Below are 23,494 nucleotides of genomic sequence, written 5' to 3'. Positions count from 1 at the left end.
AAGGGTGAGAAGTGTGTCTGGAAATGAGGAGGCGAGTGGTGTCTCACCTCCTTGACGCTTACGCTTTGGAAATACTGTATTTTCCGGGGCCAAGCAGCATAACGAGTAGGCCACCAAATAGATAAAGTGCTTCGGTTTCGAGCGCCCAAGCGCCCACGTCGGTAGTCGTCCAGAAGTTAGCGCCGGCAATCAGAACGACGGCGAAGACCATGTTCACCGCATAAACTAACCCGGCAAGCCGCGCGAACAGTCCTAAGATAATACAAATCGGCGCGACCACTTCACCGATATAGGCGCCATACGCCAGGACACTAGGAAGATGGTGTGCGGCAAGGATCGGGGCAATCCACGATACGCCATGGGTCAGCTTGAAAAAGCCGTGGAATAGCATTAATACGCCCAGTACACAGCGGAGCAATAAACGCCCAGCATCGGGGTGATCCACCGCTTGATTAAATTTAGTGAGTAAAGTCATCGCATCGTCTCCTGTTAAAAACTAATCATATAGCGGAATAGTTTCTCGATGAAATTGAATAAATTTGAATATGATCGCCGTAAAATTTGTGGATGATTACAATCAGTTAATCGATCTCTACGCGAAAATTATGCGCACGAGATTATAGTTCGATCAGGCTGAGATGCCTTTCCACGATGACAATCATGATGGCGATCAGGGTCTACTGAGCCTAAGCGCGGTATGATGGAAGCCACCATCGTCTATGATTTACTGAGTAGATTCAGGGAGATAACGCGACAATGACTCAAGAAATAATACTAGAAAGTATTGCCAACTTCCGCCAACTCGGGGGATTAATTGGGGCTGATGGCAGAAAAGTTAAACCTAATCGGCTCTTTCGGTGTAGCGCATTAGACTGCTTAAGCGAGCAAGACACACATACGTTAGAGCAACTCCCCGCACTGACCATTCTGGACTATCGCGATAGTCATGAAGCTAAGGCGAAGCCCGATCGACAAGTTTTAGGGGCGTGTTATCTCAATCTTCCCGCTAATCCGCCGGATCTTGCTGTCGATGCAAAAGTAGTCGAGTTTTCACCCCAGGCTATCGAGGCGTTAGCGGTCGATCGATTCATGACTCAGCTCTACCAACAATTACCCTTTCATAACCCCGCTTGGCGACAGCTGATTACGACGCTTAGCCAGGCTGAGACGCAAAGCGTTATTCAGCATTGCGCGATAGGCAAAGATCGTACAGGGGTAGGCTGCGCATTAACGCTGTTACTGCTGGGCTGTGACGAGTCGACGATCATTGAGAATTATTTAGCGACGAATGGGCAATTGGATAGTATTGGTCAGCGGGCGCTGGACTATTGGCCCACCACGATTAGCGATAAGGCGCGGAATAACTTCCGGCAGCTACTGTCTGCCGAAGAGGAGTGGCTGGTTGCAGCCTTACGCGAGATTAAACAGCGTTATGGCACGACCGATCGCTGGCTTGAGCAAGAGTATGGCGTCACGGTAGCGCAACGCCAGCTGATTCAAAACAAATGGCTAACCGCTTAGTGATGGAGCATATCGTCGATGATCTCTTTATCCATCATCTGATAGGGAAAGTAGGTCGGCCAATGGTGCATTTCCTTCAATAGCGCCTCTTGCGAATCATTACCGAGAAAGATATGGAAGTGGTCGGAGTGATGTGGCGCGATACGGTGATCGCTAAATTGTAAGTAACGCGGAGCGTGTGAGGCAGGATCGCGACATTCAAACAGATACCTGACCCCGCGCTTACCTGAAGGGTAGGTCAGAATTTTATAACCGGCATTTTGATAATGACAGGCAGACTTCTCCTTCCCTCGAATAAATTCCACCTTATCGTTTTCGATTTCAATACTCTCGATATCGGTCTGATAGCCGGTTTGATAATAGCGCGTAATTTCAGCGATAGAGGTGTGCTGTGCGGCGGCTTTCGCCTCAAAGACTGGCGTGAGTGCGCCTTTTTGTAAAAGAGGATAAACCGACTGCCAGACACCATCCCAATCAGACAGTGGACGCGCAGCCACTTGTTGGTCGGTGAATACCCCCTGGGTAATTCTTTTCTCTTCGGCGCTCATCGTGTGGCCATGGCTACCGTGCGCCCACGTCACACCCTGCACTGTGCAAAGTAACCCAAAGAGGATGCTTTTTTTTATAGAGGTAAACGTCATGACTAACCCTTAATTATGTTTTGTTATAACATAACACAAAGTAAGGTGAAGGATAAGGGGTTTGCATGAAAGAGGAGAGTGCGCAGGTGAGCGAGAGTAGTCGCAAGAAAACGGCTACCTTCTAGGTAGCCGTTGGTCAGTGTTTAGTGATCAATTTTTGGATGTTGATCGACTAAGTTACGACGTTTACGTTTTAGCTCCTCAAGCTCTTCATCGATATCTTCAATCCTTTGTTCGATACCATCGTGATGCTCTTGAAGGAGTTCTTTCGCTTCCTCAAGAGAAGAGGCTGCAGGCGTTCCACCATAGAGTGGTTTATTCGCCGTTTCACGCATAGTAATCCCCGTTATTACCCCAATAATACCGACCACGACGAGGTACCAACCCGGCATATAAAGGTTACCCGTCGTTTCAACTAACCATGCGGTCAGCGTTGGAGTGATCCCCGCGATCAAGATCGAGATATTATAGGTACTGGCCAGTGCGCTATAACGGACTTCTGTTGGGAACATCGCGGGTAGAGTTGCCGCCATGACGCCAATTAAGCAGTTAAGGATAACGGCCTGGATCAGTAGTCCGAAGAATAACGCGACCAAGCTGTGATGGGTGATTAGCATAAACGACGGGATAGAAAAGAGTACCATCGCGACGCTACCGATTATGATGAACGGGCGGCGGCCAAATTTATCGCTAAGTAGCCCCATGATCGGCTGTACAAAAAGCATCGCGACCATGATGACCACGATAATAAAGACGCCGCGGTTCTCGGAATAGTGTAAATCGTGAGTCAGGTAGCTAGGGACATAGGTCAATAGCATGTAATACGCGACATTGGTGGTGATCACGATACCGATACAAGAGATAAGATTACGCCAGTGTTTACGCGCGACCTCTCTGAAGGGGACGGAAGGGCCTTCGCTTAAGCCTTGCTTAGAACCTTCTTCCAATGATTCAACGTGTTTTTGGAAAGCGGGGGTCTCTTCTAATGCATGGCGAAGATAGAGGCCGACCAATCCTAATGGTAGCGCCAGGAAGAACGGGATGCGCCAGCCCCAATCGTTGAAGGTCTCTTGACCTAAAATCGCGTTAAGAAGTACAACGATGCCTGCTCCGCAGATAAATCCGACCAACGAGCCGAAATCAAGCCAGCTACCCATAAACCCGCGTTTACGGTCTGGAGAGTACTCGGCAACGAAGATGGATGCTCCGGTGTATTCGCCTCCTACCGAGAAACCCTGCACCATCTTGGCGATTAATAGCAAGATAGGCGCCCAGATACCAATGGTGTTATACGAGGGAATGAGACCGATACAGAAGGTACTCAACGTCATTAAAATTATGGTCATGGCAAGGATTTGTTGACGACCATATTTATCGCCTAAGCGACCAAAAAACATCCCACCGATTGGGCGAATAATGAAGGGAACGGAGAAGGTGGCGAGTGCGGCAATGATTTGTATACCGGGTGACGCATGAGGGAAGAAGACTTTACCCAGAACCGTCGCGACATAGCCGTAGACCCCGAAATCGAACCACTCCATGGCATTACCAAGGGCGGCGGCGGTGATCGCTTTCTTGAGGCGACCATCGTCAATGATAGTCACATCATTGATGCCCATCGGTTTGACTTTTTTACGTTTAATTTTCAGCATAGGCTGTCCTTTATCCTGTTAATACCCTGAATGACACAAAGTTATAAGCATAGACGAAACTCCCCGAAGCGTGGCCTAGGGGAGTGAAATACCTGCCTTCTATTATTTGCCGAGTTTTTGGCTTATCTCGCTACCTATCAGGCTCGTCACGTCAGAGAGGCGACCATGGAACACCGCTTTGGCGGCGTAGAGCGCGGTATCGGCCACCTGACTCAACGAAACCTCAGGCGGCATGACTAGCTCGTTTGGATGGGTATGTACATCTAACAACGCGGGCCCTGGATGGGCGAGAAAACGCTGCACCGCTTCTTCTAGCGTTTGCGCTTCAATCACTTTCTGACTATAGAGGCCGATGGCACCGGCAACTTTCGCGAAGTTATCATTCTTTAATTTAGTGTAATGATCGAGCAGGCCTTCGATCTTCTGTTCCAACTCGACGAAATTGAGTGAGCCATTATTGATCACCACCAGTTTCACGGGTAACTCTTCTTGAACCAGGGTAAATAAGTCACCGAGTAGCATACTCAGACCGCCATCTCCACATAAGGCGATAACTTGGCGTTGAGGAAAGGCGACCTGCAGGCCGATCGCCTGTGGCATTGCATTGGCCATGGTGCCATGCAGTAGACTCGCTAACGTACGCCGAGTCCCCAAGCTATCGATATGACGGAGTAGCCATACCATGGCCGAACCACCATCGGCGGTGAATAAAGCATCTTTTTCAGCGTGGCGATTCAGGAGGCTCACCAAGTACTGCGGATGGATAGGGTGGCCGGTAGCACGGCGTTCTTCTTTATGGCGTCGTTCGACGGATTTATCATGTACCTTCATAATCTGCCGCAGAAAGTGGTCGTCCTGCCGCGTTTCGACCAACGGAATAAGTGCTGTTAACGTATCACTAACGTGGCCCACAGCACCGAAGGCAATAGGATGACGGCGACCCAGATGCGTCGCATCTTGGTCAATTTGGATAATCGTTGCCTTCTGTGGATAGAATTGAGACCACGCGAAATCGGCCCCCAATAACAATAAGACGTCGCACTGCTTAATAGCCTCGAAACCGGCTTCACTACCGAAAATACCGGTCATTCCGACTGAGTAAGGGTTATCGTATTCGATAAAGTCTTTACCGCGAGAGGTGTTAACGATGGGGGCTTGTAGCTTCTCCGCCAGAGCGACTAATGCGTCATGTGCACCTTCGCAGCCTGCTCCCGCGTAGAACGCTATGCGTTTCCCTTTGTTAAGTAATGCAGCGATAGTCTGTAGTTCGTCGGGGTTGGCGAGTAATTGCGGTTGCGGGCGCCAGATAGACTGCGTCAACGCTTGGGTTTTGGCTTTACTAATATCGACGGGAACAATGACAACGGCCACGCCGCGTTGGTTGAGCGCCGCTTGGCAGGCGCGACGGATCACGGCAGGGGCTTGGTCGGCAGTAAGTATTTGTTCGCAGAATACCGAACAGCTCTGATAGACGGAGCGGAAATCGACTTCTTGAGGGAAATCGTTACCCAGTAATTCGCTGCTGATTTGACTGGCGAGTAAAATGACTGGCGCACGATTACGATGGCTTTCAAATAGACCGTTGATAAAATGGAGTCCGCCGGGACCGCATGATCCGGCGCATGCAGTCAATCTATCGGCTATCAAAGCCTCAGCCCCTGCGGCAAAGCCAGCTACTTCTTCATGACGAACGTGTACCCATTGGATACTGCTGCGGCTCATCTCGTCGGTGATATAATTCAGCGTATCCCCGACAACGCCATAACAATGTTCTACACCCGCTTTTTCCAGCTGTTCAATGATGAGTGAAGCCACAGACCGTTCAGACATGATAGACCCTCAAGATACTTTTTAAGTAAGTATAGTGCGGGTCCTTTAGTCTGCGTTGAGCGCAGCACGTATCCTCAAAAAATAGGGATGAGCTGGAGCTGGCTTGCACACCAGGCCACGATGTTGACGATGCCGAAGGTAACCACTAACCCGATTGATAACGTCTGGGATAGACGACGAGGCGTCTTAGGCGTGAAACGGTCATGTGCCTTCCAGGCTAACAGCGCAGGGGTAAAGAGCGCCCACAGCGTCGCCAGCAGTCCCGCGTAGCCAATCGCCAGCAGAAACCCTTGCGGAAAGAGAATCGAGGCGATGAGTGGTGGACAAAAGGTGATTAGTGCAGTCTTTGCTCGCCCGGTCTTGCTGTTATCGAAGCCGAGTTTATCTGCAATAAAATCAAATAAACCGACGGTGACCCCTAGGAATGAGCAGATAACGGCAAAGTGAGAGAAGATATCGAGCAATAAGCCAAGTGAGCGCTGAGAGATACGATCGTGCATCGCTTGGATTAACGCATGGATATCGCCCCCCTGACGACTAATATCCGGGAAGGCGGAACGAGGAATATTCCCCATGGTGCAGGTTAGCCAAAATAGATAGATAACCAGTGCAAAGAGCGTTCCCCAGATTAAGGCTCGCTTAACTTTTCCTGCATGACCTTGATAGTAACTTATCAACCCTGTGATATTGCCGTGAAAACCGAACGAGGCGAGGCAAAAAGGCACAACTGCGAGTAGATAAGGGAAATAGGCCGGATGCGCGGTACTATCGCCCGGAGAGAAGAGCTGCGCGAGTTCCACATGGTGGATGAGCCCACCGAACAGCATAAAAAAGAGGAGCAGTTTTGCGACAAGACAGAGTGTGATCAGCCGGCTCACCCCTTTCGTCCCAAGCCATACCACAAAGCCGACGACTGCGGTCAATAAGATTTTCGCCTCGGCATCGTTGATGGTTATCCCTGTGGCGGTGATCGACTGCTGGTACACAGGCCCGCTCGCGGAAATGTAGGCATAGGTGAGGATACCTAGCACGAAACTGATACTTAAGCCGTTCAATTTTCGCCACCAGCGCGGGGTGAGGACTTGGGTAAGAGTGTCGTAACCCGCTCCAAGTGGAAAATTGAGGCTCACTTTCATAAAGAGTAAGCCGGATAGCAGCATGCAGAACCAGCTGATGACCAGCATGATCACTGACCAGCTGTACCAAGCACCGGCCATGACGACAGGCAGTGTAAACATCCCCGCTCCCGCGACAGTGCCACAGATAACCATTGCTCCCCAGGCACTGGAGGGCAGTACCTGCGTCTTAGAAGGGGCCATATGTACTCCTCAATGAGAACGCTAAAAAGTCGCAAACTATAGCAGTTCTTACTCAGCAGCACTAACGAAGATTAACCGACTAATTTCATTAATTTTTTTTATTTATTTATCTTTTTCTCTCACTACAGATAATTCTTAACTTTACTTTTTTAAAAAAAGTTTTTTAAGAAAGCTTTGATTATTTTCAGCAGGTTAACGTTTTTAACCGGATATTTTGGAATTTTAGTTTCTTGATATAATTCAACCTTGTTCTAGGATTAAAGTTAAGTTTACGGAATACGAAACTTTTGATTTTTAACTTTATGATGCTGAGTTGAATTTACTGAGGTGATTTATGGATAAAAGAACTGATAAGAAATTTGTGGACCCCGTTATCGATCAACAAATCATTAAACAGAAGAAAGGTAAAGGGATCTGGTGGCTATTATTAGCTATTGTCATCGTTATTCTAGCCATCTGGTTTAGTACCAAAAAACACGATAGCGATGCTGATACTGCTCCTGCGTCATCTTCCTCCGCGATGGTTCAGCCAGAGCAACAACCGGCCACTGATAATAACTCGGCAGCCTTAACAGATAACGCTAGCGCCTTAACGGCCTTACAACAGTATTACTCGGGTGAAGGCAATGACGACAGTCAATGGATCAACCTTAATCAGGTGAGCTTCGCAACGGGTAACGCGACACCTACAGTCAATGACGAGCAGTCGCTTAACCAGGTCGCCACCTTGATTAGCCAGCATCCCGACCACGCCATCGTCGTTCGTGGATACACGGATAGCACAGGCACTGAAGCTATCAACCAGCCTCTGTCTGATCAGCGCGCCAATGCTATTAAAGAATGGTTAACGCAACACGGAGTAGACGCCTCTAAAGTCACCATTGAAGGCCAAGGTGCGGATCATGCTGTGGCTAATAACGACACCGCTCAAGGTCGCGACCAAAACCGCCGCGTTGCGCTGCAAGTAAAAGCTGCACAATAAGTTAACAGGGAATAAGTGTAATGAGCGCTGATAATTATCCAGACGAAAACGACACTCCCCACACAAAATCAGAGGAATTAGTCATTCCTCTGATGGAAGAAAGACTTGAGATCGACAAGCAGCAATTTGTACAAAGTCAATTTCACGTTGAAAGAAAAACGGAATCTAAGCAAGTCGAAATTAATGAGTCATTAATTAGCCGACAGGCAGAAGTTAAACATGTACCCATCGGTAAATACGTTGATATTATTCCGACAGTGCGTGATGAAGCTGGGGTTAAAATTATTCCAGTCTTCGAAGAGCACATTGAAATAGTAAAAAGAATTTATCTTAAGGAGGAGATTAGAATAGAAAGTCATGAGGTTATTAACGAATTTAAATCTGAAGAAACGCTGAAGTATCAAACCGTTTCACACAAAAGAATATCCACCGATAAATGAGGTATAATATGTCTAGCGAAAAAATCGTCACATTATTTGATACTGTTGAACACGCACAAGCGGCTGAACGTAATCTCATTAAAGCTGACTTTAAAGAAAGCGATATCAGTGTGATCCATGGTCGCGAACTTGATGGCGACAGCACCGTTTTCAAAGATACGAGTATTTGGAAGCGCCTGTTTGGAAACGATGTTGAAGAAGAACATGCAGAGCTATACAGCGAAGCGCTACATAAAAATGGCGCAGTGTTAACCGTTGTTGCGCATGGTGAAGATGAGCACGCTAAAGCGCTCTCTATCCTGAACCGTCACCAACTGGTGGATGTGCCGGCTAAAGCACGTGGTACAGAGACAGCAGCTGCGCCTGTTGCGCCAACGCCTCGCGATACCCGTCCGCACCTAACAGGTAATGAAACGAAAGACGAAATCCTGCAACTGGCGAAAGAAGAGCTAGAAGTTGGTAAACGTTTGGTGAAAGAGGGGACCACCCGTATTCGCCGCTACGTAACGACTGAAGACGTTTCACAGAAGGTTAATCTTCGTGAGCAACACGCAGAAGTCGTTCGTAACTCAGTAAATCGTCCAGTGACAGGTCAAGACATCGACTGGAGCGAGAAAAGTGTAGTGGTCGACGAATTGGCCGAGAAGCCGGTCGTTAACAAAACTGCTCATGTCGTCGAAGAAGTGGTCGTGAAGAAAGTGAATACTAACCACGACGAAGAGATCAAAGATACTGTACGTCAGCAACACGCTGAAGTTGAGCGTCAGCGTCATGGCGACGAACTCAAGAAGTAATTAGCGGTTCTGAGTAGCAACCCGGCGATAGCCGGGTTTTTTTTATGGTTTATTATCGGTCTTAGCGACTAACAATCAGTGCCATTGTTTGGTGCAGAGCGCTGCGATGGTGCATGGGAATAGTAGATTGTCACAAAAATTTGGACACTGTACAGTCATCTGGGAGTTAAGTTTCAGCATAATTTATCTACTTATCAGTAGATTATTTTTAAAACAATTAATTACTTAAGTCTGGCCTAAAAATTGCAAAAAAAGTTTCATTGCAACTTTTGGAGCCACGATCATGGACCAGCACACTCGCCAACCTCACATTCTCTACGGTTTAAACGAGAAAATGCCGCTGACCGCGGGACTATTTACGGCGATTCAACATATTTTGGCGAGCATTGTTGGGGTAATCACCCCCCCTCTGATTATCGGCTCTACTCTAGGTTTAACAAATTACTTACCTTATTTAATTAGCATGTCATTGTTTGCATCCGGCTTGGGTACCATGGTGCAAGCTGGGCGCTTTATGAAGGTCGGCGCAGGGATGATTTGTCTGCAAGGCACCAGTTTTGCCTTCCTGGGCGTCATCATCTCCGGCGGACTTGCAATGAAACAGCAAGGCGCATTACCTGAAGATATCTTGGCGATGATCTTCGGCTCAAGCTTAGTTGCCGCCTTAATTCCGATTATTGTCAGTCGTTTTATTCACCTCTTTGCGAAAATCCTAACACCCTTGGTAACAGGTATCGTTATCGTTCTTATCGGAATAAGTCTGGTAAAAGTGAGTATTACCGATTGGGGCGGTGGGGCGACGGCTAAGGATTTTGGTGCGCCGTCGCACTTAATGTTGGGGGGGATTACGCTAGCGGTTATCATTGCGCTCAATTGCTGTAAGTCGCCTTGGCTGCGTCTTTCATCGATTGTTAGCGGTATTGTAGTGGGTACGATTGTTGCAGCGTTTCAGGGGAGTTTTCATCCACAGCTGACCTTCGCAGGTCCAGCGATAACGTTGCCCATACCCTTTCGCTTTGGGTTTGCTTTCAGCTGGAGCATGTTTATCCCTATTGCTCTCGTAGCCTTAATCGCCATTATCGAAGCCGTCGGAGATCTCACCGCAAACTGTATGATTTCTCAGCAACCGTTAGAGGGACCTGAGTTTGCACAACGAATTAAAGGCGGAATAATGGGGGATGGTGTGAGTTGTTTGATCGCCGCCACCTTTAATTCTTTTCCAAACACTACCTTCGCGCAAAATAATGGTGTGATCCAGATGACTCAGGTCGCGAGTCGCTATGCCGGTTATTGGATCGGTGGGTTGCTGCTATTGCTCAGTTTCTTTCCCATGTTTAGCCATTTCTTACAACAACTCCCTAAGCCAGTACTAGGTGGCGCAACGTTAGTTATGTTTGGAAACGTCATTGCGGCGGGGATCCGTATTATGACCCGCGAAGCCTTAGATAACCGGAGTATGTTGATCGTCGCTATCGCCTTTGGTGTAGGGTTAGGGATTGAAACACAGCCAGACATTATTCGTGGCCTCCCCGTCTTTTTGCAAAGCTTACTGCATGGCGCTGTAACAAGCGGTGGTTTGGTGGCCATACTGCTAAATATTCTTCTCCCTCGGACAGGTTCTGCGCCGTTTAAGGCCAAAGTGCTACCTATTACGCGTATCGAATGATTATCGGCTTCCCACCCGATTGGGCAGGATAAGGTCGGGTTGAAATACGCTAACTTTAGCGTGTCAAACGCTTCGCTGGTATGATAGGACTTTCAGGCGCTTCTTGCGCCTGGTGTTTTTGCGGAGAAAAGAAAATGAAACAAGGCCCACTTACAGAAAACGAACTGCAATGGCTTGATGACACGCTAGAGCAGTATGCAAGTGAACACTCAGTGATCGATGTTTCCGAGCTGGATGGCTATCTCACCGCAATACTCTCCGTCCCGGTGACGTTAGAACCCGAGTTCTGGATGGTGGCATTATGGGGCGGCGAAAAGCATATTCCGCAATGGAAAAATACCCGTGAGCGAGACCGCTTCATGGATCTTACCTTCCAACATATGGCGGATATCGAAGAGCGTTTAATCGATTTCCCTGAGCAGTTTGAGCCTCTATTCGGCGAGCAAGAATTAGAAGGGCAGAGCTTTACGGTAATTGGTGATTGGTGCTACGGCTATATGCGCGGTATCAAACTTGCCCAATTACCTCCGGTCTCTGAGCAACTAAATTCTGCTTACCAGCTGATCGCGATGCATGGCTCGCAAGCCTATGCTGAAGAGGTCGATTTATTGACGGCTGAACAATTTGAAGCGCATATCGCAGCCCTACCCGCCTCAGTCCTAGATCTCTACCAATATTGGTCTTTCTTGGCGCAACAAAATACCCCGCAGCCGAAAATCGCAGAGACCAAGGTCGGACGTAACGACCCTTGTCCCTGTGGTAGCGGTAAAAAGTTTAAGCAGTGTTGCCTCCACTAAGGCCAAGGTAAGTTCGGATGCTGCGACGTAAATTACAGGCTAGCGATGCGGCGGCGGGTTTTCGCTTAACGCAGCAGTACGGCTGGCCGCACCGCTTAGAAGACTGGCAACTGCTATTAACGCTTGGTCAGGGCTATGCCATGCAGCATGACGAGCAAGTCATTGGCACCGCTATGGCATGGTGCTGGGGTGACGGCCACGTTTCTATCGGGGTAGTGGTTGTCGATAAGGCGTGGCAGGGAAGGGGGATTGGTAAGCAATTAATGCAGGTATTAATGGCAGACTATCCTGATGCCGAACTGCGCTTACATGCCACCGAACAAGGGGCCGGGTTGTATCGTCAATTGGGATTTGTGCGGCGAGGAGCGCTGGGTCAGCACCAAACACCGTGTTTACCAACGATCCCTTACCCCCGATTACCTTTAGGTTATCAGGTCGCGTTAGCGACTCTTGATCAGCAACCTCAATTAGAATTACTCGAACATTGTGCAACGGGTTTCCAACGTCAGACGTTATATCGCTACTTATTGCAGTCTCAGCGCGTATTTGTATTAGTGGATGCAACCGGGGAGATTATTGGTTCTCTCGGGTGTCATCGCTTTGGCCATGGGATGAGCTTGGGCCCTTGCTATAGTCGTGACAATGCACTCATCCCATTATTAATCCAAGCGGTATTGAGTCAGTTAGAAGGCGGCTTTGTGCGTCTAGATGTCGACGAGCAATATTTATCTGATGAGTGGCTGAGGCAATGGACCCTGCAACGGGTTGATACCCCAGAGATTATGGTTAGAGCGGGGAGTTTCCCGAGCCGTTCTCTCTCAGCGTATCAGGTTGCCGTCATGACACCCGCATTAGGCTAGGCAAAAAAAAGCCCTTCGTCAGGAAGGGCTTTTCTATCATCGCTGCTCTATTCGTCGAGGAAGCTGCGCAGCACCTCTGAACGGCTCGGGTGGCGAAGCTTACGTAGTGCTTTCGCTTCAATCTGACGAATACGCTCACGCGTAACATCAAACTGCTTGCCTACCTCTTCCAGAGTATGGTCGGTGTTCATATCGATACCAAAACGCATACGTAGCACTTTCGCTTCACGCGCAGTGAGTCCAGCGAGGACGTCATGCGTTGCTGAACGCAAGCTTTCTGAGGTCGCCGAATCGAGCGGTAACTCCAGCGTGGTATCTTCGATGAAATCCCCTAAGTGCGAATCTTCATCATCGCCGATTGGCGTCTCCATAGAGATTGGCTCTTTAGCGATTTTTAATACCTTACGGATCTTATCTTCAGGCATTAACATGCGCTCTGCCAACTCTTCCGGCGAAGGCTCGCGTCCCATCTCTTGCAGCATTTGCCGAGAAATACGGTTCAGCTTGTTGATGGTCTCGATCATATGCACTGGGATACGAATAGTACGAGCTTGGTCAGCAATCGAACGCGTGATTGCTTGTCGAATCCACCAGGTTGCATAGGTTGAGAACTTATAACCACGACGGTATTCAAACTTATCTACCGCCTTCATCAAACCGATGTTACCTTCCTGGATCAGATCCAAGAATTGCAGGCCACGGTTGGTATATTTTTTAGCGATGGAGATAACGAGACGTAAGTTAGCTTCGACCATCTCTTTTTTCGCGCGGCGAGCTTTCGCTTCACCGATCGACATGCGACGGTTAATATCTTTAACTTGCTCGATCGTCAAGCCCGTTTCAGCCTCGATATGCACAAGCTTCTGTACAAAGCGTTGGATCTCTTCTTCGTTCTGTTTGAGTGCCTCACCCCAAGGCTTTTTCATCGCCAGAGCGGCTTCAAACCATGTTGGGCTTGTTTCATTGCCAGTGAAAAGAGTGATAAAGTTCTTTTTCGGCATTTTGCTGAGTTCAACACAGATCTTCATGATAGTACGTTCTTGTAAGCGAACGCGGTCCATCATTTGACGCATATTGTTGACTAAGTAATCAAATTGCTTTGGCACCAGACGGAACTGTTTAAAGACTTCTGAAAGATTACTGATCTCTTTCATCGCGTCTTTATGGCTGCGACCTTTCGCTTTAATCACATCACGAGTGGTCTCGTATTGCGTACGTAGCTCAGCGAACTTCTCACGGGCGAGTTCTGGATCGATAGAGTTATCGTCTTCACTGCTATCGTCATCGCCATCTTCTTCTTCGTCTTCCTCGTCGTCGCGGTCTTCTTGAGACAGCTCAGAACCGACGTGAGTCGCGGTTGGCGCGATGTCTTCTTCGGCATTAGGATCGACAAATCCAGTAATAATATCGGAGAGTCTTGCTTCTTCAGCCTCCACCCGGTCGTATTGTTCCAGCAAATAAGTAATAGCTTCTGGATATTCGGCAACCGAACATTGCACCTGGTTAATCCCATCTTCGATACGCTTCGCGATATCGATTTCACCTTCACGGGTTAACAGTTCAACGGTACCCATTTCACGCATATACATGCGTACAGGGTCAGTGGTGCGGCCAATTTCCGATTCAACACTGGACAGAACCTGAGCGGCGGCTTCGGCAGCGTCTTCGTCAGTATCTGTGCTGTTTTCGTTCAGCATCAAGTCATCGGCATCAGGCGCTTCTTCCACTACCTGAATACCCATGTCGTTGATCATCTGAATGATGTCTTCAATCTGATCGGAGTCGACAATATCTTCCGGCAGATGGTCATTGACCTCAGCATAGGTCAGATAGCCTTGCTCCTTACCACGGGTGACAAGTAGCTTAAGCTGTGACTGCGGGTTTTGCTCCATAAGACGGTATCCACACTTCTGTTAGTATAAAGAGGTAATTGGCAGAACCAATTAAACTGTAAAGGCGTTTCAGGGGCTGCAGCCTTTGCGCAGCAACGGGCATCCGCCCTCAATAATCGGCACTTAAGCCGCAGCATAATTCTATTTTTGCAGTTCTGTATCTGTCATTATAGTGTCACTCTACCAATTATGTCAGAGTAATGACGTAAACTTCATCATGATTCCGGCTATTTTCTCGCTAATGCCGTGACGAGAGCTTGCAGCTCCTGTCGTTCTTCTCTGCTCAATCCCGCAGTACGTTCGCGCGCGATGAGTGACTCTAATCGTTGTTCAAGTGCGACATTATAAATACTGGCAAGAGAGTCGATAAAAACGGCTTCGACCTCTTCATCAACTATCATATGGTGCCAAGTCGCCAGCGTTTCAAGGGTCTGACGTAATTCGTTGTCGCGGTAGTGCTCTAAGATCTGCCCAGTGGTTACCCCTGGATGTGCCGTACAGTACGCCACTAACTCGATAAATAGAGGTAGCCCCGGTAGCTTCACCTCTTTTAGGGCATCAAGTTGTGGTACTGCACTGACTAATGCTGGCCGCTGTAGTAATAAGGCAATCAGCACCCGCATAGTCGTACGTTTTAGCGTTGGAGCCGGTGTTGTACTAGGATTGGCACCTTGTTGCGGCAGTAATTTTTCTAACTGCTGATCATCCAATATCCCAATTTTTTGTCCAAGCACTTGCCGCAGATAGATGCGTAAGGCTCCCCCCGGTACTTGATTGATTAACGGGATAGCTAAGTGGCTAAGACGTGCCTTACCTTCGCGACTGCTGAGATCGACTTGCGGCAGCAGGCTGTCGAACAGGAAGTCGGATAAACTAGTTGCTTGACTGATCCGTTGTTCGAAGGCCGCTTTACCCTCTTGACGAATCAGTGTGTCTGGGTCTTCGCCGTCGGGTAAAAACATAAATTTTAATTGACGCCCATCACTCAGGTAGGGAAGGGCGGTCTCCAGCGCACGCCATGCGGCTTCGCGGCCGGCTCGGTCACCGTCGTAGCAACAGACAATATTGTCAGTATTACGATAAAGCAGTTGAATATGTTCGCTGGTCGTCGATGTCCCCAACGAGGCAACTGCGTAGTCGACACCATACTGGGCGAGTGCGACGACATCCATATATCCCTCAACCACGAGGATATGTACAGGAGTATTATGTGCCTGACCCACTTCGTACAAACCGTAGAGTTGACGACTTTTATGGAAGATGGTCGTTTCCGGTGAGTTTAAGTACTTCGGAACCTCATCGGTTAATACCCGGCCGCCAAAGCCGATCACCCGACCACGCTTGTCTCTAATCGGAAACATGATACGGTCGCGAAAACGGTCGTAGTGCTGGCCGTTTTCTTTGGTTACCAGCATTCCCGCCTCTACCAATGACTGGCGGTCTTCGTTATTTTTACCGAAACGCTTCAGGGCATTATCCCAACCCGCCGGTGCATAGCCGATGGCGAATTGAGTGGTGACCGCCTCGCTAAGTCCCCGTTTCTCTAAATAACGGGAAGCGGAGGTCGAGGCAGACTGCGTCAGGGCCTGTTGGTAAAATTGACTTAATCCATCCAGCAGCTGATAAAGGCTTTGTCGCTTATGACGCTCCATCGGGGTTGCGGATTGCCCGGTTTCGTGAGGAACCTCTAAGCCGTGTAAGGTGGCTAACTCTTCAATTGTTTCGACAAAATCGAGTCGATCAAAGTTCATCAAGAAATCGATGGCATTACCGTGTGCACCACAGCCAAAGCAATGGTAGAACTGTTTGTCGCTATTAACGGTAAAAGAGGGTGTTTTTTCATTATGGAAAGGGCAGCACGCGTGGAAGTTTTTACCCTGTTTCTTAAGGCGTACCCGTGCATCGACGATGTCGACAATATCGGTTCGCGCTAGCAAGTCATTGATAAAACTACTCGGTATTCTACCAGCCATGACACCTGTTTTTTCTATGCTTACAAACGACAATAAGCCGCGCTTCCTTTCGGAGCACGGCCTAATACTTGACTCAGTCTGCGAAATTAACGCAGTAGGAGAAGATAACTTCTCCGTTACTACTAGTACAGACGAGTACGGCGTGCGTTTTCGCGAGCTAATTTCTTAGCGTGACGCTTAACAGCAGACGCTTTAGCGCGCTTACGTTCAGTAGTAGGTTTTTCGTAAAACTCACGACGACGAACTTCTGCAAGAACGCCTGCTTTTTCACAGGAACGCTTGAAGCGACGTAGTGCTACGTCAAATGGCTCGTTTTCACGTACTTTGATTACCGGCATGTAACTCTCACCTCGATAAATTCGATTTTCGACTGGCTGTGTCGCCAGCATATTTCAAAATGGTGCAGTATTTTACTTCAGCATGACCTGTAAAGTAAAGCACCATGAATAATTTCAAACCAACGGAACAATGCCTGTGCAGTGGATGCCGGTTTTAAGAAGGCGCAAATTATAGCCTAATACCCGTGGTCAGGTCGATAAATATTTAAATGCGTGCGGGTGAATTATTTGCTTAATCCTCGGCTGTGTTACACTGCGCGGCAATGAGAGAGGGGGAAACATGCGTATATTAGGTATTGAAACATCTTGCGATGAAACAGGCGTAGCCATCTATGATGAGGCTGCTGGGTTGCTTGCGAATCAACTTTACAGTCAGGTTGAGCTACACGCTGATTATGGCGGGGTGGTGCCTGAACTTGCCTCTCGCGACCATGTGCGAAAAACACTTCCTTTAATCGATGCCGCGCTGCAAGAAGCCAATCTCACTAGCGACGATATTGATGCCGTCGCTTATACCGCTGGGCCAGGGCTGGTCGGTGCATTAATGGTGGGTGCAACGGTAGGCCGTTCTCTTGCCTTTGCTTGGAACGTTCCGGCTATTGCGGTCCATCATATGGAAGGCCATTTACTGGCGCCGATGCTCGAAGACACGCCTCCCTCTTTCCCTTTTGTGGCACTGTTAGTCTCTGGAGGACATACTCAATTGATAAGCGTAACGGCTATCGGTGAGTATCAGTTACTCGGTGAGTCTATCGATGACGCGGCGGGAGAGGCATTTGATAAAACAGCCAAACTACTCGGGTTAGATTATCCTGGTGGCCCGCGACTGGCGAAAATGGCAGCAGCGGGCGAAGTTGGGCGCTTTACCTTCCCACGGCCAATGACTGACCGCCCCGGTCTTGATTTTAGTTTTTCGGGACTTAAGACCTTCGCCGCCAACACTATCCGCGCTAATCCCAATGACGCACAGACGCAGGCCGATATTGCGCGTGCTTTCGAAGATGCGGTTGTGGATACCTTATTAATTAAATGTAAGCGTGCGCTGCAACAGACGGGATTTCAAAACTTAGTGATCGCCGGGGGCGTCAGCGCCAATCAGAACTTACGTGAAAAACTGTCGGTGATGATGTCTGGGCGCGGCGGGGCGGTATTTTATGCGCGTCCTGCTTTTTGTACCGATAATGGCGCGATGATCGCTTACGCCGGAATGGTTAGATTAAAGGCAGGCTCTACGGCTGATACACGAATAATAGTACGCCCCCGCTGGCCGCTCTGCGAACTATCCCCTCTTTAATAGCAATTACCCGGCCTGTCCGGGTTATTTCTTCCCTAAACGAAACCAGCGACGTTTAAATAATTTCTTCTCATTCCCCCGCCAAAGTCGCTGAATATTCTCATGATGACGTAGCAAAATTAGGCACGATAACATCGCGACGGGAAAGGTGAATTGCGGTTTAAACCACCACACATAAAAAGGCGCTACCAGGGCGCTTAGAATCGCTGCGAGGGACGCATAACCACTGAGTAAAACGGTTAATAGCCAAGTCCCTAACAACAATACGCTAAGGTCTACGCCAATAGGGGCTATTGCGCCTAAGGCAGTTGCTACGCCTTTACCACCTTGAAAGTTAAAGAATAGTGGATAGATATGGCCGACACAGGCGGCTATAGCCACGAAGCCTAAGATCATTGATGGGAGATGTAAATGGTAAGCCAACCAGACCGGTAGCATCCCTTTAATGATGTCAAAAAGAAGCACGCCCAGTGCTGCGAGGGGGCCGCCTAATCGCAGTACATTAGTCGCGCCAGGATTTCCGGAACCGCTAAGGCGGGGATCAGGGAGTCGTGTAATTTTACACAGCACGATAGCGCTCGATATCGATCCACAGAGGTAGGCAAATATGATCATTCCTACGGCGATAGCTGTCATAATATTTCCATACCGAGAGGTATACAGTCGTTAGCAATAGCTAAGATAATACCCATAAATATCGGCAAGTGGTATCACCTAGGTACGATTAAATAGAGAGAGTTAAGAAATGGATATTGTTTTTATCGAGCAGTTAACGGTCTTTACGACCATTGGGGCTTTTGCGTGGGAGCAGCAGATTACACAAAAACTGGTTCTGGATATTGAGCTTGCATGGGATAACCGACTCTCTGCCAAAAGCGACGATGTTAAGGACTGTCTGAGCTATGCAGAGGTAGCAGAGAGGGTTCTCAGTCACCTTGAGAATCAGAGTTTTGCGTTAGTCGAGCGGGTAGCAGAAGAGGTAGCTGAACTTCTTATGAAGGAGTTTGGTACGCCAGGTGTACGCATTACGGTCAATAAACCCGGTGCAGTCGCTCAAGCACGCAGCGTTGGGGTTAAAATTACGCGTGGGGCTTTCCCTCACTATTAATAACCAGTCGCGAAACTTTTATGGGACTCAGCGGTCATATTTTTCCGTATTAACTATAAATTACTAAAATATCTAATAATTTTTCTATTTTAAGGTCATGACAAGAGGAATCACCAATGATAGATGTTCACCCGCTGGGTGTTGCGACGCTGCTCGGTATCGTAGAAGGACTCACTGAATTTTTGCCGGTATCTTCCACCGGGCACTTAATCATCGTCGGTCACTTACTAGGGTTCCAAGGAGAGAAGGCAGAGACTTTCGAGATCGTTATTCAGCTAGGTTCCATCCTTGCGGTAGTGGTGATGTTCTGGCGCCGTCTATTCGGCTTAATCGGTATTCATTTCGGTAAAGTCCCCCATGAAGGTGTGGGCCAAGGCCGCCTCTCACTTATCCATATCCTTTGCGGCATGCTACCTGCTGTGGTTCTAGGCTTGGTGCTTCACGATAAGATCAAGAGCCTATTTACCCCAGAAAATGTCTTCTATTCGTTAATCGCGGGGGGGATTTTATTAATTGTCGCGGAGTGGCTAAAACCCGCCCAGCCCAAGGCTGTGGGGGTTGACGATATTTCATATCGCCAAGCTTTTCTAATCGGCTGTTTTCAATGTTTGGCTCTGTGGCCAGGCTTCTCACGTTCCGGTTCCACCATCAGTGGTGGGCTACTGCTCGGAGTGAGTCGCTATGCAGCGTCAGAATTTTCATTCTTGCTCGCAGTGCCTATGATGATTGGCGCAACCGGCCTCGATTTGGTGAAGAGCATCGGGTTCTTGTCGCTCGATGACCTCCCAATGTTTGCAACGGGCTTTATTGCTGCATTCTTGGTGGCGCTATTGGCGATAAAGGCTTTCTTGGCAGTGATCAAACGTATTTCATTCGTTGCCTTCGCTTTTTATCGCTTCTTCATCGCGCTACTGGTGTGGATGGTATTCATGTAGGTCGGCTGCGCGCGTAATCCAGTACGACGAAGGGGCGGTAATTCGAAATGAATACCGCCCCTTCTGCCTTCGGGAGAATTTACTGATTGTCAGACTGAGACACGGCATCTTCCACGGCTTGAATACGTAGTCGAGTCAATTCATCGCGTACCGCTTTACCCGTAAAACCTGCTGCAATGATCGGCGCGACGCTCACCGCTTGTGCGGCGGCAAAGCGCTGACCGAGCTGTGCGGCTTGTGGGTAAGGCTTATCTTGCCATCCCAGTCGCCCACGCACATCGGCTTCGCTGATAATAGCAAGTTGTGCCACACGCTCGGGTTTTCGCCATGCATCGAGTTTATCAAACAGCGCAATAATTTGTTCTGCCGAATAGTGATCGATACTGTGCACCATGTCATGAAACTCGGTGGCTAAGCGTGCAATATCGCGATAGTGATTCGGTACTTTAAGTCGTAGGCAAAGCCCTTCAATAAGCGGGACGCCTGCAAGGCCATGGCCGGGATGCGAGGGCCAACGCTCTGGAGGCGTTAATCCTTTACCTATATCGTGCATCAAGGTCGCAAAGCGTAAGGCAGGCTCTGGGGTGAGTTGCGTCGCCATCTCTAACGCCATCAAACTATGAATACCGGTGTCGATTTCCGGGTGCCATTTCGCCGGGGCAGGTACACCGAATAATGCATTGAGTTCTGGGAACAGGATGGCGAGCGCCCCGCATTCGCGTAATACAGAAAAGTAAGTCGCTGGCGAGTCGGTCAATAGAGCCTTTTCCGTCTCCTTCCATACCCGCTCATGAGTGAGAAAGGCCAACTCACCACTCTGTGCGATCTGTTGCATCAATACCATGGTTTCGTCGGCGATCGTAAAGCCAAGTGAGGCAAAGCGCGCGGCAAAGCGCGCTACACGCAAGACGCGCAGCGGATCTTCGACGAACGCCTCCGAAACGTGTTTAAGCCGACGTTCAGCAACATCCCGCTGGCCCTGCCAAGGATCGATGATCGCGCCCGTATCGTCTTGCGCCATGGCATTGATGGTCAGGTCTCGGCGTTGGAGGTCTTCCTCGAGTGTGACCTCAGGAGTGAAACGGGTATCAAACCCCGTGTAGCCACTGCCGGTTTTACGTTCGGTACGGGCGAGCGCATACTCCTCATGGGTGACAGGATGCAGAAACACCGGAAAATCGCGGCCAGCCTGTTGATAGCCCTGCGCCAGTAACGCGTCGGGCGTAGCGCCAACGATAACCCAATCCCGGTCGGTAACGGGTAATCCGAGTAACCGGTCTCTGACCGCGCCTCCCACAAGATATTTTTCCAAAGTTACATCCAACGGTTTTTATTTTTACGACGTGGGATCATATGAGGCAAAAAGAGCCCGCAAATCAATCCGACACCTAAGACCCCACCACCATACAAGAACCACTGCATAATGATTGCACGTTGCTTATCATCAAGCTGAACATTTGCGGCATCGACCTTTTTCTGTGCGACGATCAATGCATTTTTTAAACGCTGATTTTCATCTTTTAACTGGTTAATGGCCCCATCGCTGCCTGCCACCTTTTGCTGCATATCTGCAGTACGCTGGTTCCAGCTATTATCGATGTTCGCCAGCTTGTCGCTAAGTGTTTTAACTTGCTGTTCAAGCTGCGGGACACGAACTTTAAAGCTTGGGGTATCATTGAGCTGGGAGTCAGGGATCCACACAGTGCGGCCTTGCTGGTCGCGAATTTGCGCGTAATGTGTATCGGGATTAGTGCTCAATAGCGTGACTTGTTCACCGGCGTTTACCTGCCCAACGAGACGATATTGGTTCCCCGGCCCGCTGCGTACCCATGTTGAAAGGTCGTCGGAGATATAGCGGTTGGTGTCGGCCTGAGCAAGCGTGAGTGATTGACCTAATGTCAGCAGCAAGCACCCTGCAAAAATAATTTTTTTCATGTGATAAGAATTCTAAAAGTAAGCGTCGCCACAGTCTGTAGGCGGCAAGTTATGTTATAAATGAGAACTTTCCTGTTCTCCCTGTAGCATGATCCTAACAAATCGAAGACAGCACGTCTTTAGTGGATTACCCTGCTGGCATGAACAGTGAAAGATCTCGCATCAAAAGTGCAGTAACAGGATACCTATGACCATCGAAATCGAATTAAAGTTTCTTGTCGACCCAAATCAAATCGACGTCATTCAGCAACAGCTGACGAACTTGCCTCATCGCCATACCGCGGCAGTGAAGCTTGCCAATCATTATTATGAGACCGCAGATAATCAATTACGCCGCTGGGACATGGGGTTACGGGTACGGGGCAAAGCCGATCAGTATGAGATGACATTGAAAACCGCGGGACAAGAAATAGGCGGGCTGCATCAACGCCCGGAATATAACGTCCCACTTGCGACAAGTCAGCTCGATATCACTCTCCTACCCGAGAACGTATGGCCAACCGGTACCGATATCCCAGCCCTACAGCAAGCCCTGACGCCTTTATTTAGTACTGACTTTACTCGGGAAAAGTGGGTAGTCACCGTGGGAAGTAGTGAGATTGAGGTCGCTTTAGACCAAGGCTCAGTCTTCGCAGGGGAACACACCACGCCATTATTAGAAGTTGAGCTGGAGCTACTCACAGGCCAACGATCGGATATTTTCGCTCTCGCCCATCAGCTCGCAGAATTGGGTGGATTACGATTAGGCTGGCAAAGTAAAGCTGCGCGTGGCTATGGCTTAGCACAAGGCAGCCTATTACCGGCAGTCACGCCGCTCATGCAAATCCCTGTAAAGCCGAAATCGACTTGTGAACAAGGCCTCTCAACGTTATTAACCGGACTTATACGTCGTTGGCAATTACTCGAATCCCACTGGATCGAAGGCGATAACCAAGCGCTGCCACTCCTACAGCAGACGTTACTGGCCATTCGCGAAACCTTTACCCTTTTTGGTGGCGTAATACCGCGCTCGGTGAGTAGCACTCTGCGCCAGCGATTACTCATCATTGAAGAGGCCCTGCAGCAGAAAAAAACCGATGCGCAGGAAGTTTGCTTCTCTGTTGACTGGGTCGGTGGACAGTTACAACTGACCGAGCTGATTGTAGAGCAACAGTGGCGTCAGGTAGTTAATGCTCGTCAGCTCAAACGTCTGGAAGGCTCGTTTAAACGCTTTTGTGATGTGATGTTAAGCCGTTGCGCCGCGGAACTGCACGAGCTTGCTGCCGAGACCCTACTCGCCAATCAACGCAACGTGACTTTTTTAAGACTCGATAAGTTAACGCTTGCCATCGGATTGCTCAGTAGCGCATACCCTATAGAGCAAGTGGAAGCTTGGCTAGCACCCTGGTTATTAGCTCGACAACATCTCGTGTCAGCTGGATCAGAGGTTATTCGCTTACCTCTGGCGACACGGCCACTCGCGCCATTTTGGTTAACGAGCAATACCGCGAAAGACTCACTTAACGATTAAGAGAGAA

At 48.9% G+C, this 23,494-nt stretch carries 22 protein-coding genes; 11 read left to right on the top strand and 11 right to left on the bottom strand.

What is annotated here, in order from left to right:
• Positions 1-58: 58 nt before the first annotated feature.
• Positions 59-475: a DoxX family protein gene (locus HGT70_RS08655; RefSeq protein WP_071432160.1), complete on the bottom strand. Its 417-nt coding sequence runs from the start codon at positions 473-475 to the stop codon at positions 59-61.
• 281 nt (positions 476-756) lie between these two features.
• On the opposite strand from HGT70_RS08655, the gene HGT70_RS08650 reads away from it, so the two are divergent.
• Positions 757-1,521: a tyrosine-protein phosphatase gene (locus HGT70_RS08650; RefSeq protein WP_214195608.1), complete on the top strand. Its 765-nt coding sequence runs from the start codon at positions 757-759 to the stop codon at positions 1,519-1,521.
• On the opposite strand, the gene HGT70_RS08645 is transcribed toward HGT70_RS08650, so the two are convergent.
• The 4 genes from HGT70_RS08645 to HGT70_RS08630 form a co-directional block, all read right to left on the bottom strand.
• On the bottom strand, positions 1,518-2,162 hold the full coding sequence (locus HGT70_RS08645; protein ID WP_071432156.1) for a ZinT family metal-binding protein: 645 nt from the start codon (positions 2,160-2,162) through the stop codon (positions 1,518-1,520). The genes HGT70_RS08650 and HGT70_RS08645 overlap by 4 nt on opposite strands.
• Before the next feature lie 143 nt (positions 2,163-2,305).
• Positions 2,306-3,811 carry a glycine betaine/L-proline transporter ProP gene (gene proP / locus HGT70_RS08640; protein ID WP_071435108.1) on the bottom strand — a complete coding sequence of 502 codons (1,506 nt, stop codon included), beginning with the start codon at positions 3,809-3,811 and terminating at the stop codon, positions 2,306-2,308.
• Positions 3,812-3,916: 105 nt separating this feature from the next.
• Entirely contained in the window at positions 3,917-5,644 is a 1,728-nt protein-coding gene (locus HGT70_RS08635; RefSeq protein WP_214195607.1) for a thiamine pyrophosphate-dependent enzyme, read from the bottom strand.
• Positions 5,645-5,718: 74 nt separating this feature from the next.
• Positions 5,719-6,963 (bottom strand): aromatic amino acid transporter, encoded by a 1,245-nt coding sequence (locus HGT70_RS08630; protein ID WP_214195606.1) that lies wholly within the window; start codon positions 6,961-6,963, stop codon positions 5,719-5,721.
• 334 nt (positions 6,964-7,297) lie between these two features.
• On the opposite strand from HGT70_RS08630, the gene HGT70_RS08625 reads away from it, so the two are divergent.
• The 6 genes from HGT70_RS08625 to HGT70_RS08600 all read left to right on the top strand — a co-directional run bounded on the left by HGT70_RS08625 (position 7,298) and on the right by HGT70_RS08600 (position 12,502).
• Positions 7,298-7,945, top strand: coding sequence for an OmpA family protein (locus HGT70_RS08625; RefSeq protein WP_071432152.1), 648 nt, complete (start codon positions 7,298-7,300; stop codon positions 7,943-7,945).
• 20 nt (positions 7,946-7,965) lie between these two features.
• Complete coding sequence (locus HGT70_RS08620) at positions 7,966-8,385, top strand: DUF2382 domain-containing protein (protein WP_214195605.1); 420 nt, start codon at positions 7,966-7,968, stop codon at positions 8,383-8,385.
• Between the two features lie 8 nt (positions 8,386-8,393).
• Positions 8,394-9,179, top strand: coding sequence for a YsnF/AvaK domain-containing protein (locus HGT70_RS08615; RefSeq protein ID WP_214195604.1), 786 nt, complete (start codon positions 8,394-8,396; stop codon positions 9,177-9,179).
• A gap of 283 nt (positions 9,180-9,462) precedes the next feature.
• A complete protein-coding gene (locus HGT70_RS08610) occupies positions 9,463-10,845 on the top strand; it encodes a uracil-xanthine permease family protein (RefSeq protein WP_214195603.1) in 1,383 nt (460 codons plus the stop codon).
• 134 nt (positions 10,846-10,979) lie between these two features.
• Positions 10,980-11,642: a YecA/YgfB family protein gene (locus tag HGT70_RS08605; protein WP_214195602.1), complete on the top strand. Its 663-nt coding sequence runs from the start codon at positions 10,980-10,982 to the stop codon at positions 11,640-11,642.
• Positions 11,643-11,659: 17 nt separating this feature from the next.
• The gene (locus HGT70_RS08600) at positions 11,660-12,502 is read left to right on the top strand and encodes a GNAT family N-acetyltransferase (protein ID WP_214195601.1); all 843 of its coding nucleotides are present in this window, start codon (positions 11,660-11,662) and stop codon (positions 12,500-12,502) included.
• A gap of 47 nt (positions 12,503-12,549) precedes the next feature.
• Here the strand turns inward: HGT70_RS08600 and rpoD are convergent, their stop codons facing one another.
• The 3 genes from rpoD to rpsU form a co-directional block, all read right to left on the bottom strand.
• Positions 12,550-14,394 carry an RNA polymerase sigma factor RpoD gene (gene rpoD, locus HGT70_RS08595; protein ID WP_071432140.1) on the bottom strand — a complete coding sequence of 615 codons (1,845 nt, stop codon included), beginning with the start codon at positions 14,392-14,394 and terminating at the stop codon, positions 12,550-12,552.
• A gap of 227 nt (positions 14,395-14,621) precedes the next feature.
• Positions 14,622-16,367: a DNA primase gene (gene dnaG / locus HGT70_RS08590; RefSeq protein WP_214195600.1), complete on the bottom strand. Its 1,746-nt coding sequence runs from the start codon at positions 16,365-16,367 to the stop codon at positions 14,622-14,624.
• A 122-nt stretch (positions 16,368-16,489) separates the two neighbouring features.
• Positions 16,490-16,705: a 30S ribosomal protein S21 gene (gene rpsU / locus HGT70_RS08585; protein WP_001144069.1), complete on the bottom strand. Its 216-nt coding sequence runs from the start codon at positions 16,703-16,705 to the stop codon at positions 16,490-16,492.
• Between the two features lie 280 nt (positions 16,706-16,985).
• Here rpsU and tsaD point away from each other — a divergent pair, with 280 nt between their 5' ends.
• Entirely contained in the window at positions 16,986-17,999 is a 1,014-nt protein-coding gene (gene tsaD, locus HGT70_RS08580; protein WP_214195599.1) for a tRNA (adenosine(37)-N6)-threonylcarbamoyltransferase complex transferase subunit TsaD, read from the top strand.
• 24 nt (positions 18,000-18,023) lie between these two features.
• Here the strand turns inward: tsaD and plsY are convergent, their stop codons facing one another.
• Entirely contained in the window at positions 18,024-18,635 is a 612-nt protein-coding gene (gene plsY / locus HGT70_RS08575) for a glycerol-3-phosphate 1-O-acyltransferase PlsY (RefSeq protein ID WP_071432129.1), read from the bottom strand.
• 109 nt (positions 18,636-18,744) lie between these two features.
• Here plsY and folB point away from each other — a divergent pair, with 109 nt between their 5' ends.
• Both folB and bacA read left to right on the top strand, forming a co-directional pair.
• The gene (folB, locus tag HGT70_RS08570) at positions 18,745-19,107 is read left to right on the top strand and encodes a bifunctional dihydroneopterin aldolase/7,8-dihydroneopterin epimerase (RefSeq protein WP_214195598.1); all 363 of its coding nucleotides are present in this window, start codon (positions 18,745-18,747) and stop codon (positions 19,105-19,107) included.
• Positions 19,108-19,223: 116 nt separating this feature from the next.
• On the top strand, positions 19,224-20,042 hold the full coding sequence (gene bacA / locus HGT70_RS08565) for an undecaprenyl-diphosphate phosphatase (RefSeq protein ID WP_071432125.1): 819 nt from the start codon (positions 19,224-19,226) through the stop codon (positions 20,040-20,042).
• Between the two features lie 79 nt (positions 20,043-20,121).
• Here the strand turns inward: bacA and HGT70_RS08560 are convergent, their stop codons facing one another.
• Entirely contained in the window at positions 20,122-21,354 is a 1,233-nt protein-coding gene (locus HGT70_RS08560) for a multifunctional CCA addition/repair protein (protein ID WP_214195597.1), read from the bottom strand.
• 2 nt (positions 21,355-21,356) lie between these two features.
• Entirely contained in the window at positions 21,357-21,977 is a 621-nt protein-coding gene (locus tag HGT70_RS08555) for a TIGR04211 family SH3 domain-containing protein (RefSeq protein WP_071432121.1), read from the bottom strand.
• Positions 21,978-22,164: 187 nt separating this feature from the next.
• Here HGT70_RS08555 and HGT70_RS08550 point away from each other — a divergent pair, with 187 nt between their 5' ends.
• A complete protein-coding gene (locus HGT70_RS08550) occupies positions 22,165-23,487 on the top strand; it encodes a CYTH domain-containing protein (protein WP_214195596.1) in 1,323 nt (440 codons plus the stop codon).
• The last annotated feature ends 7 nt before the right edge of the window (positions 23,488-23,494 follow it).

It is taken from the genome of Rosenbergiella collisarenosi, assembly GCF_018494085.1.
GTDB lineage: Bacteria > Pseudomonadota > Gammaproteobacteria > Enterobacterales > Enterobacteriaceae > Rosenbergiella > Rosenbergiella collisarenosi.
This window is presented reverse-complemented; position numbering and strand designations above follow the sequence as displayed.

Bases quoted from the DNA above. Each gene is read 5' to 3' on its own strand.
- HGT70_RS08655 (WP_071432160.1), bottom strand. From the start codon at position 475: ATGACTTTACTCACTAAATTTAATCAAGCGGTGGATCACCCCGATGCT.
- HGT70_RS08650 (WP_214195608.1), top strand. From the start codon at position 757: ATGACTCAAGAAATAATACTAGAAAGTATTGCCAACTTCCGCCAACTC.
- HGT70_RS08645 (WP_071432156.1), bottom strand. From the start codon at position 2,162: ATGACGTTTACCTCTATAAAAAAAAGCATCCTCTTTGGGTTACTTTGC.
- HGT70_RS08635 (WP_214195607.1), bottom strand. From the start codon at position 5,644: ATGTCTGAACGGTCTGTGGCTTCACTCATCATTGAACAGCTGGAAAAA.
- HGT70_RS08630 (WP_214195606.1), bottom strand. From the start codon at position 6,963: ATGGCCCCTTCTAAGACGCAGGTACTGCCCTCCAGTGCCTGGGGAGCA.
- HGT70_RS08625 (WP_071432152.1), top strand. From the start codon at position 7,298: ATGGATAAAAGAACTGATAAGAAATTTGTGGACCCCGTTATCGATCAA.
- HGT70_RS08620 (WP_214195605.1), top strand. From the start codon at position 7,966: ATGAGCGCTGATAATTATCCAGACGAAAACGACACTCCCCACACAAAA.
- HGT70_RS08615 (WP_214195604.1), top strand. From the start codon at position 8,394: ATGTCTAGCGAAAAAATCGTCACATTATTTGATACTGTTGAACACGCA.
- HGT70_RS08610 (WP_214195603.1), top strand. From the start codon at position 9,463: ATGGACCAGCACACTCGCCAACCTCACATTCTCTACGGTTTAAACGAG.
- HGT70_RS08605 (WP_214195602.1), top strand. From the start codon at position 10,980: ATGAAACAAGGCCCACTTACAGAAAACGAACTGCAATGGCTTGATGAC.
- HGT70_RS08600 (WP_214195601.1), top strand. From the start codon at position 11,660: ATGCTGCGACGTAAATTACAGGCTAGCGATGCGGCGGCGGGTTTTCGC.
- rpoD (WP_071432140.1), bottom strand. From the start codon at position 14,394: ATGGAGCAAAACCCGCAGTCACAGCTTAAGCTACTTGTCACCCGTGGT.
- dnaG (WP_214195600.1), bottom strand. From the start codon at position 16,367: ATGGCTGGTAGAATACCGAGTAGTTTTATCAATGACTTGCTAGCGCGA.
- rpsU (WP_001144069.1), bottom strand. From the start codon at position 16,705: ATGCCGGTAATCAAAGTACGTGAAAACGAGCCATTTGACGTAGCACTA.
- tsaD (WP_214195599.1), top strand. From the start codon at position 16,986: ATGCGTATATTAGGTATTGAAACATCTTGCGATGAAACAGGCGTAGCC.
- plsY (WP_071432129.1), bottom strand. From the start codon at position 18,635: ATGACAGCTATCGCCGTAGGAATGATCATATTTGCCTACCTCTGTGGA.
- folB (WP_214195598.1), top strand. From the start codon at position 18,745: ATGGATATTGTTTTTATCGAGCAGTTAACGGTCTTTACGACCATTGGG.
- bacA (WP_071432125.1), top strand. From the start codon at position 19,224: ATGATAGATGTTCACCCGCTGGGTGTTGCGACGCTGCTCGGTATCGTA.
- HGT70_RS08555 (WP_071432121.1), bottom strand. From the start codon at position 21,977: ATGAAAAAAATTATTTTTGCAGGGTGCTTGCTGCTGACATTAGGTCAA.
- HGT70_RS08550 (WP_214195596.1), top strand. From the start codon at position 22,165: ATGACCATCGAAATCGAATTAAAGTTTCTTGTCGACCCAAATCAAATC.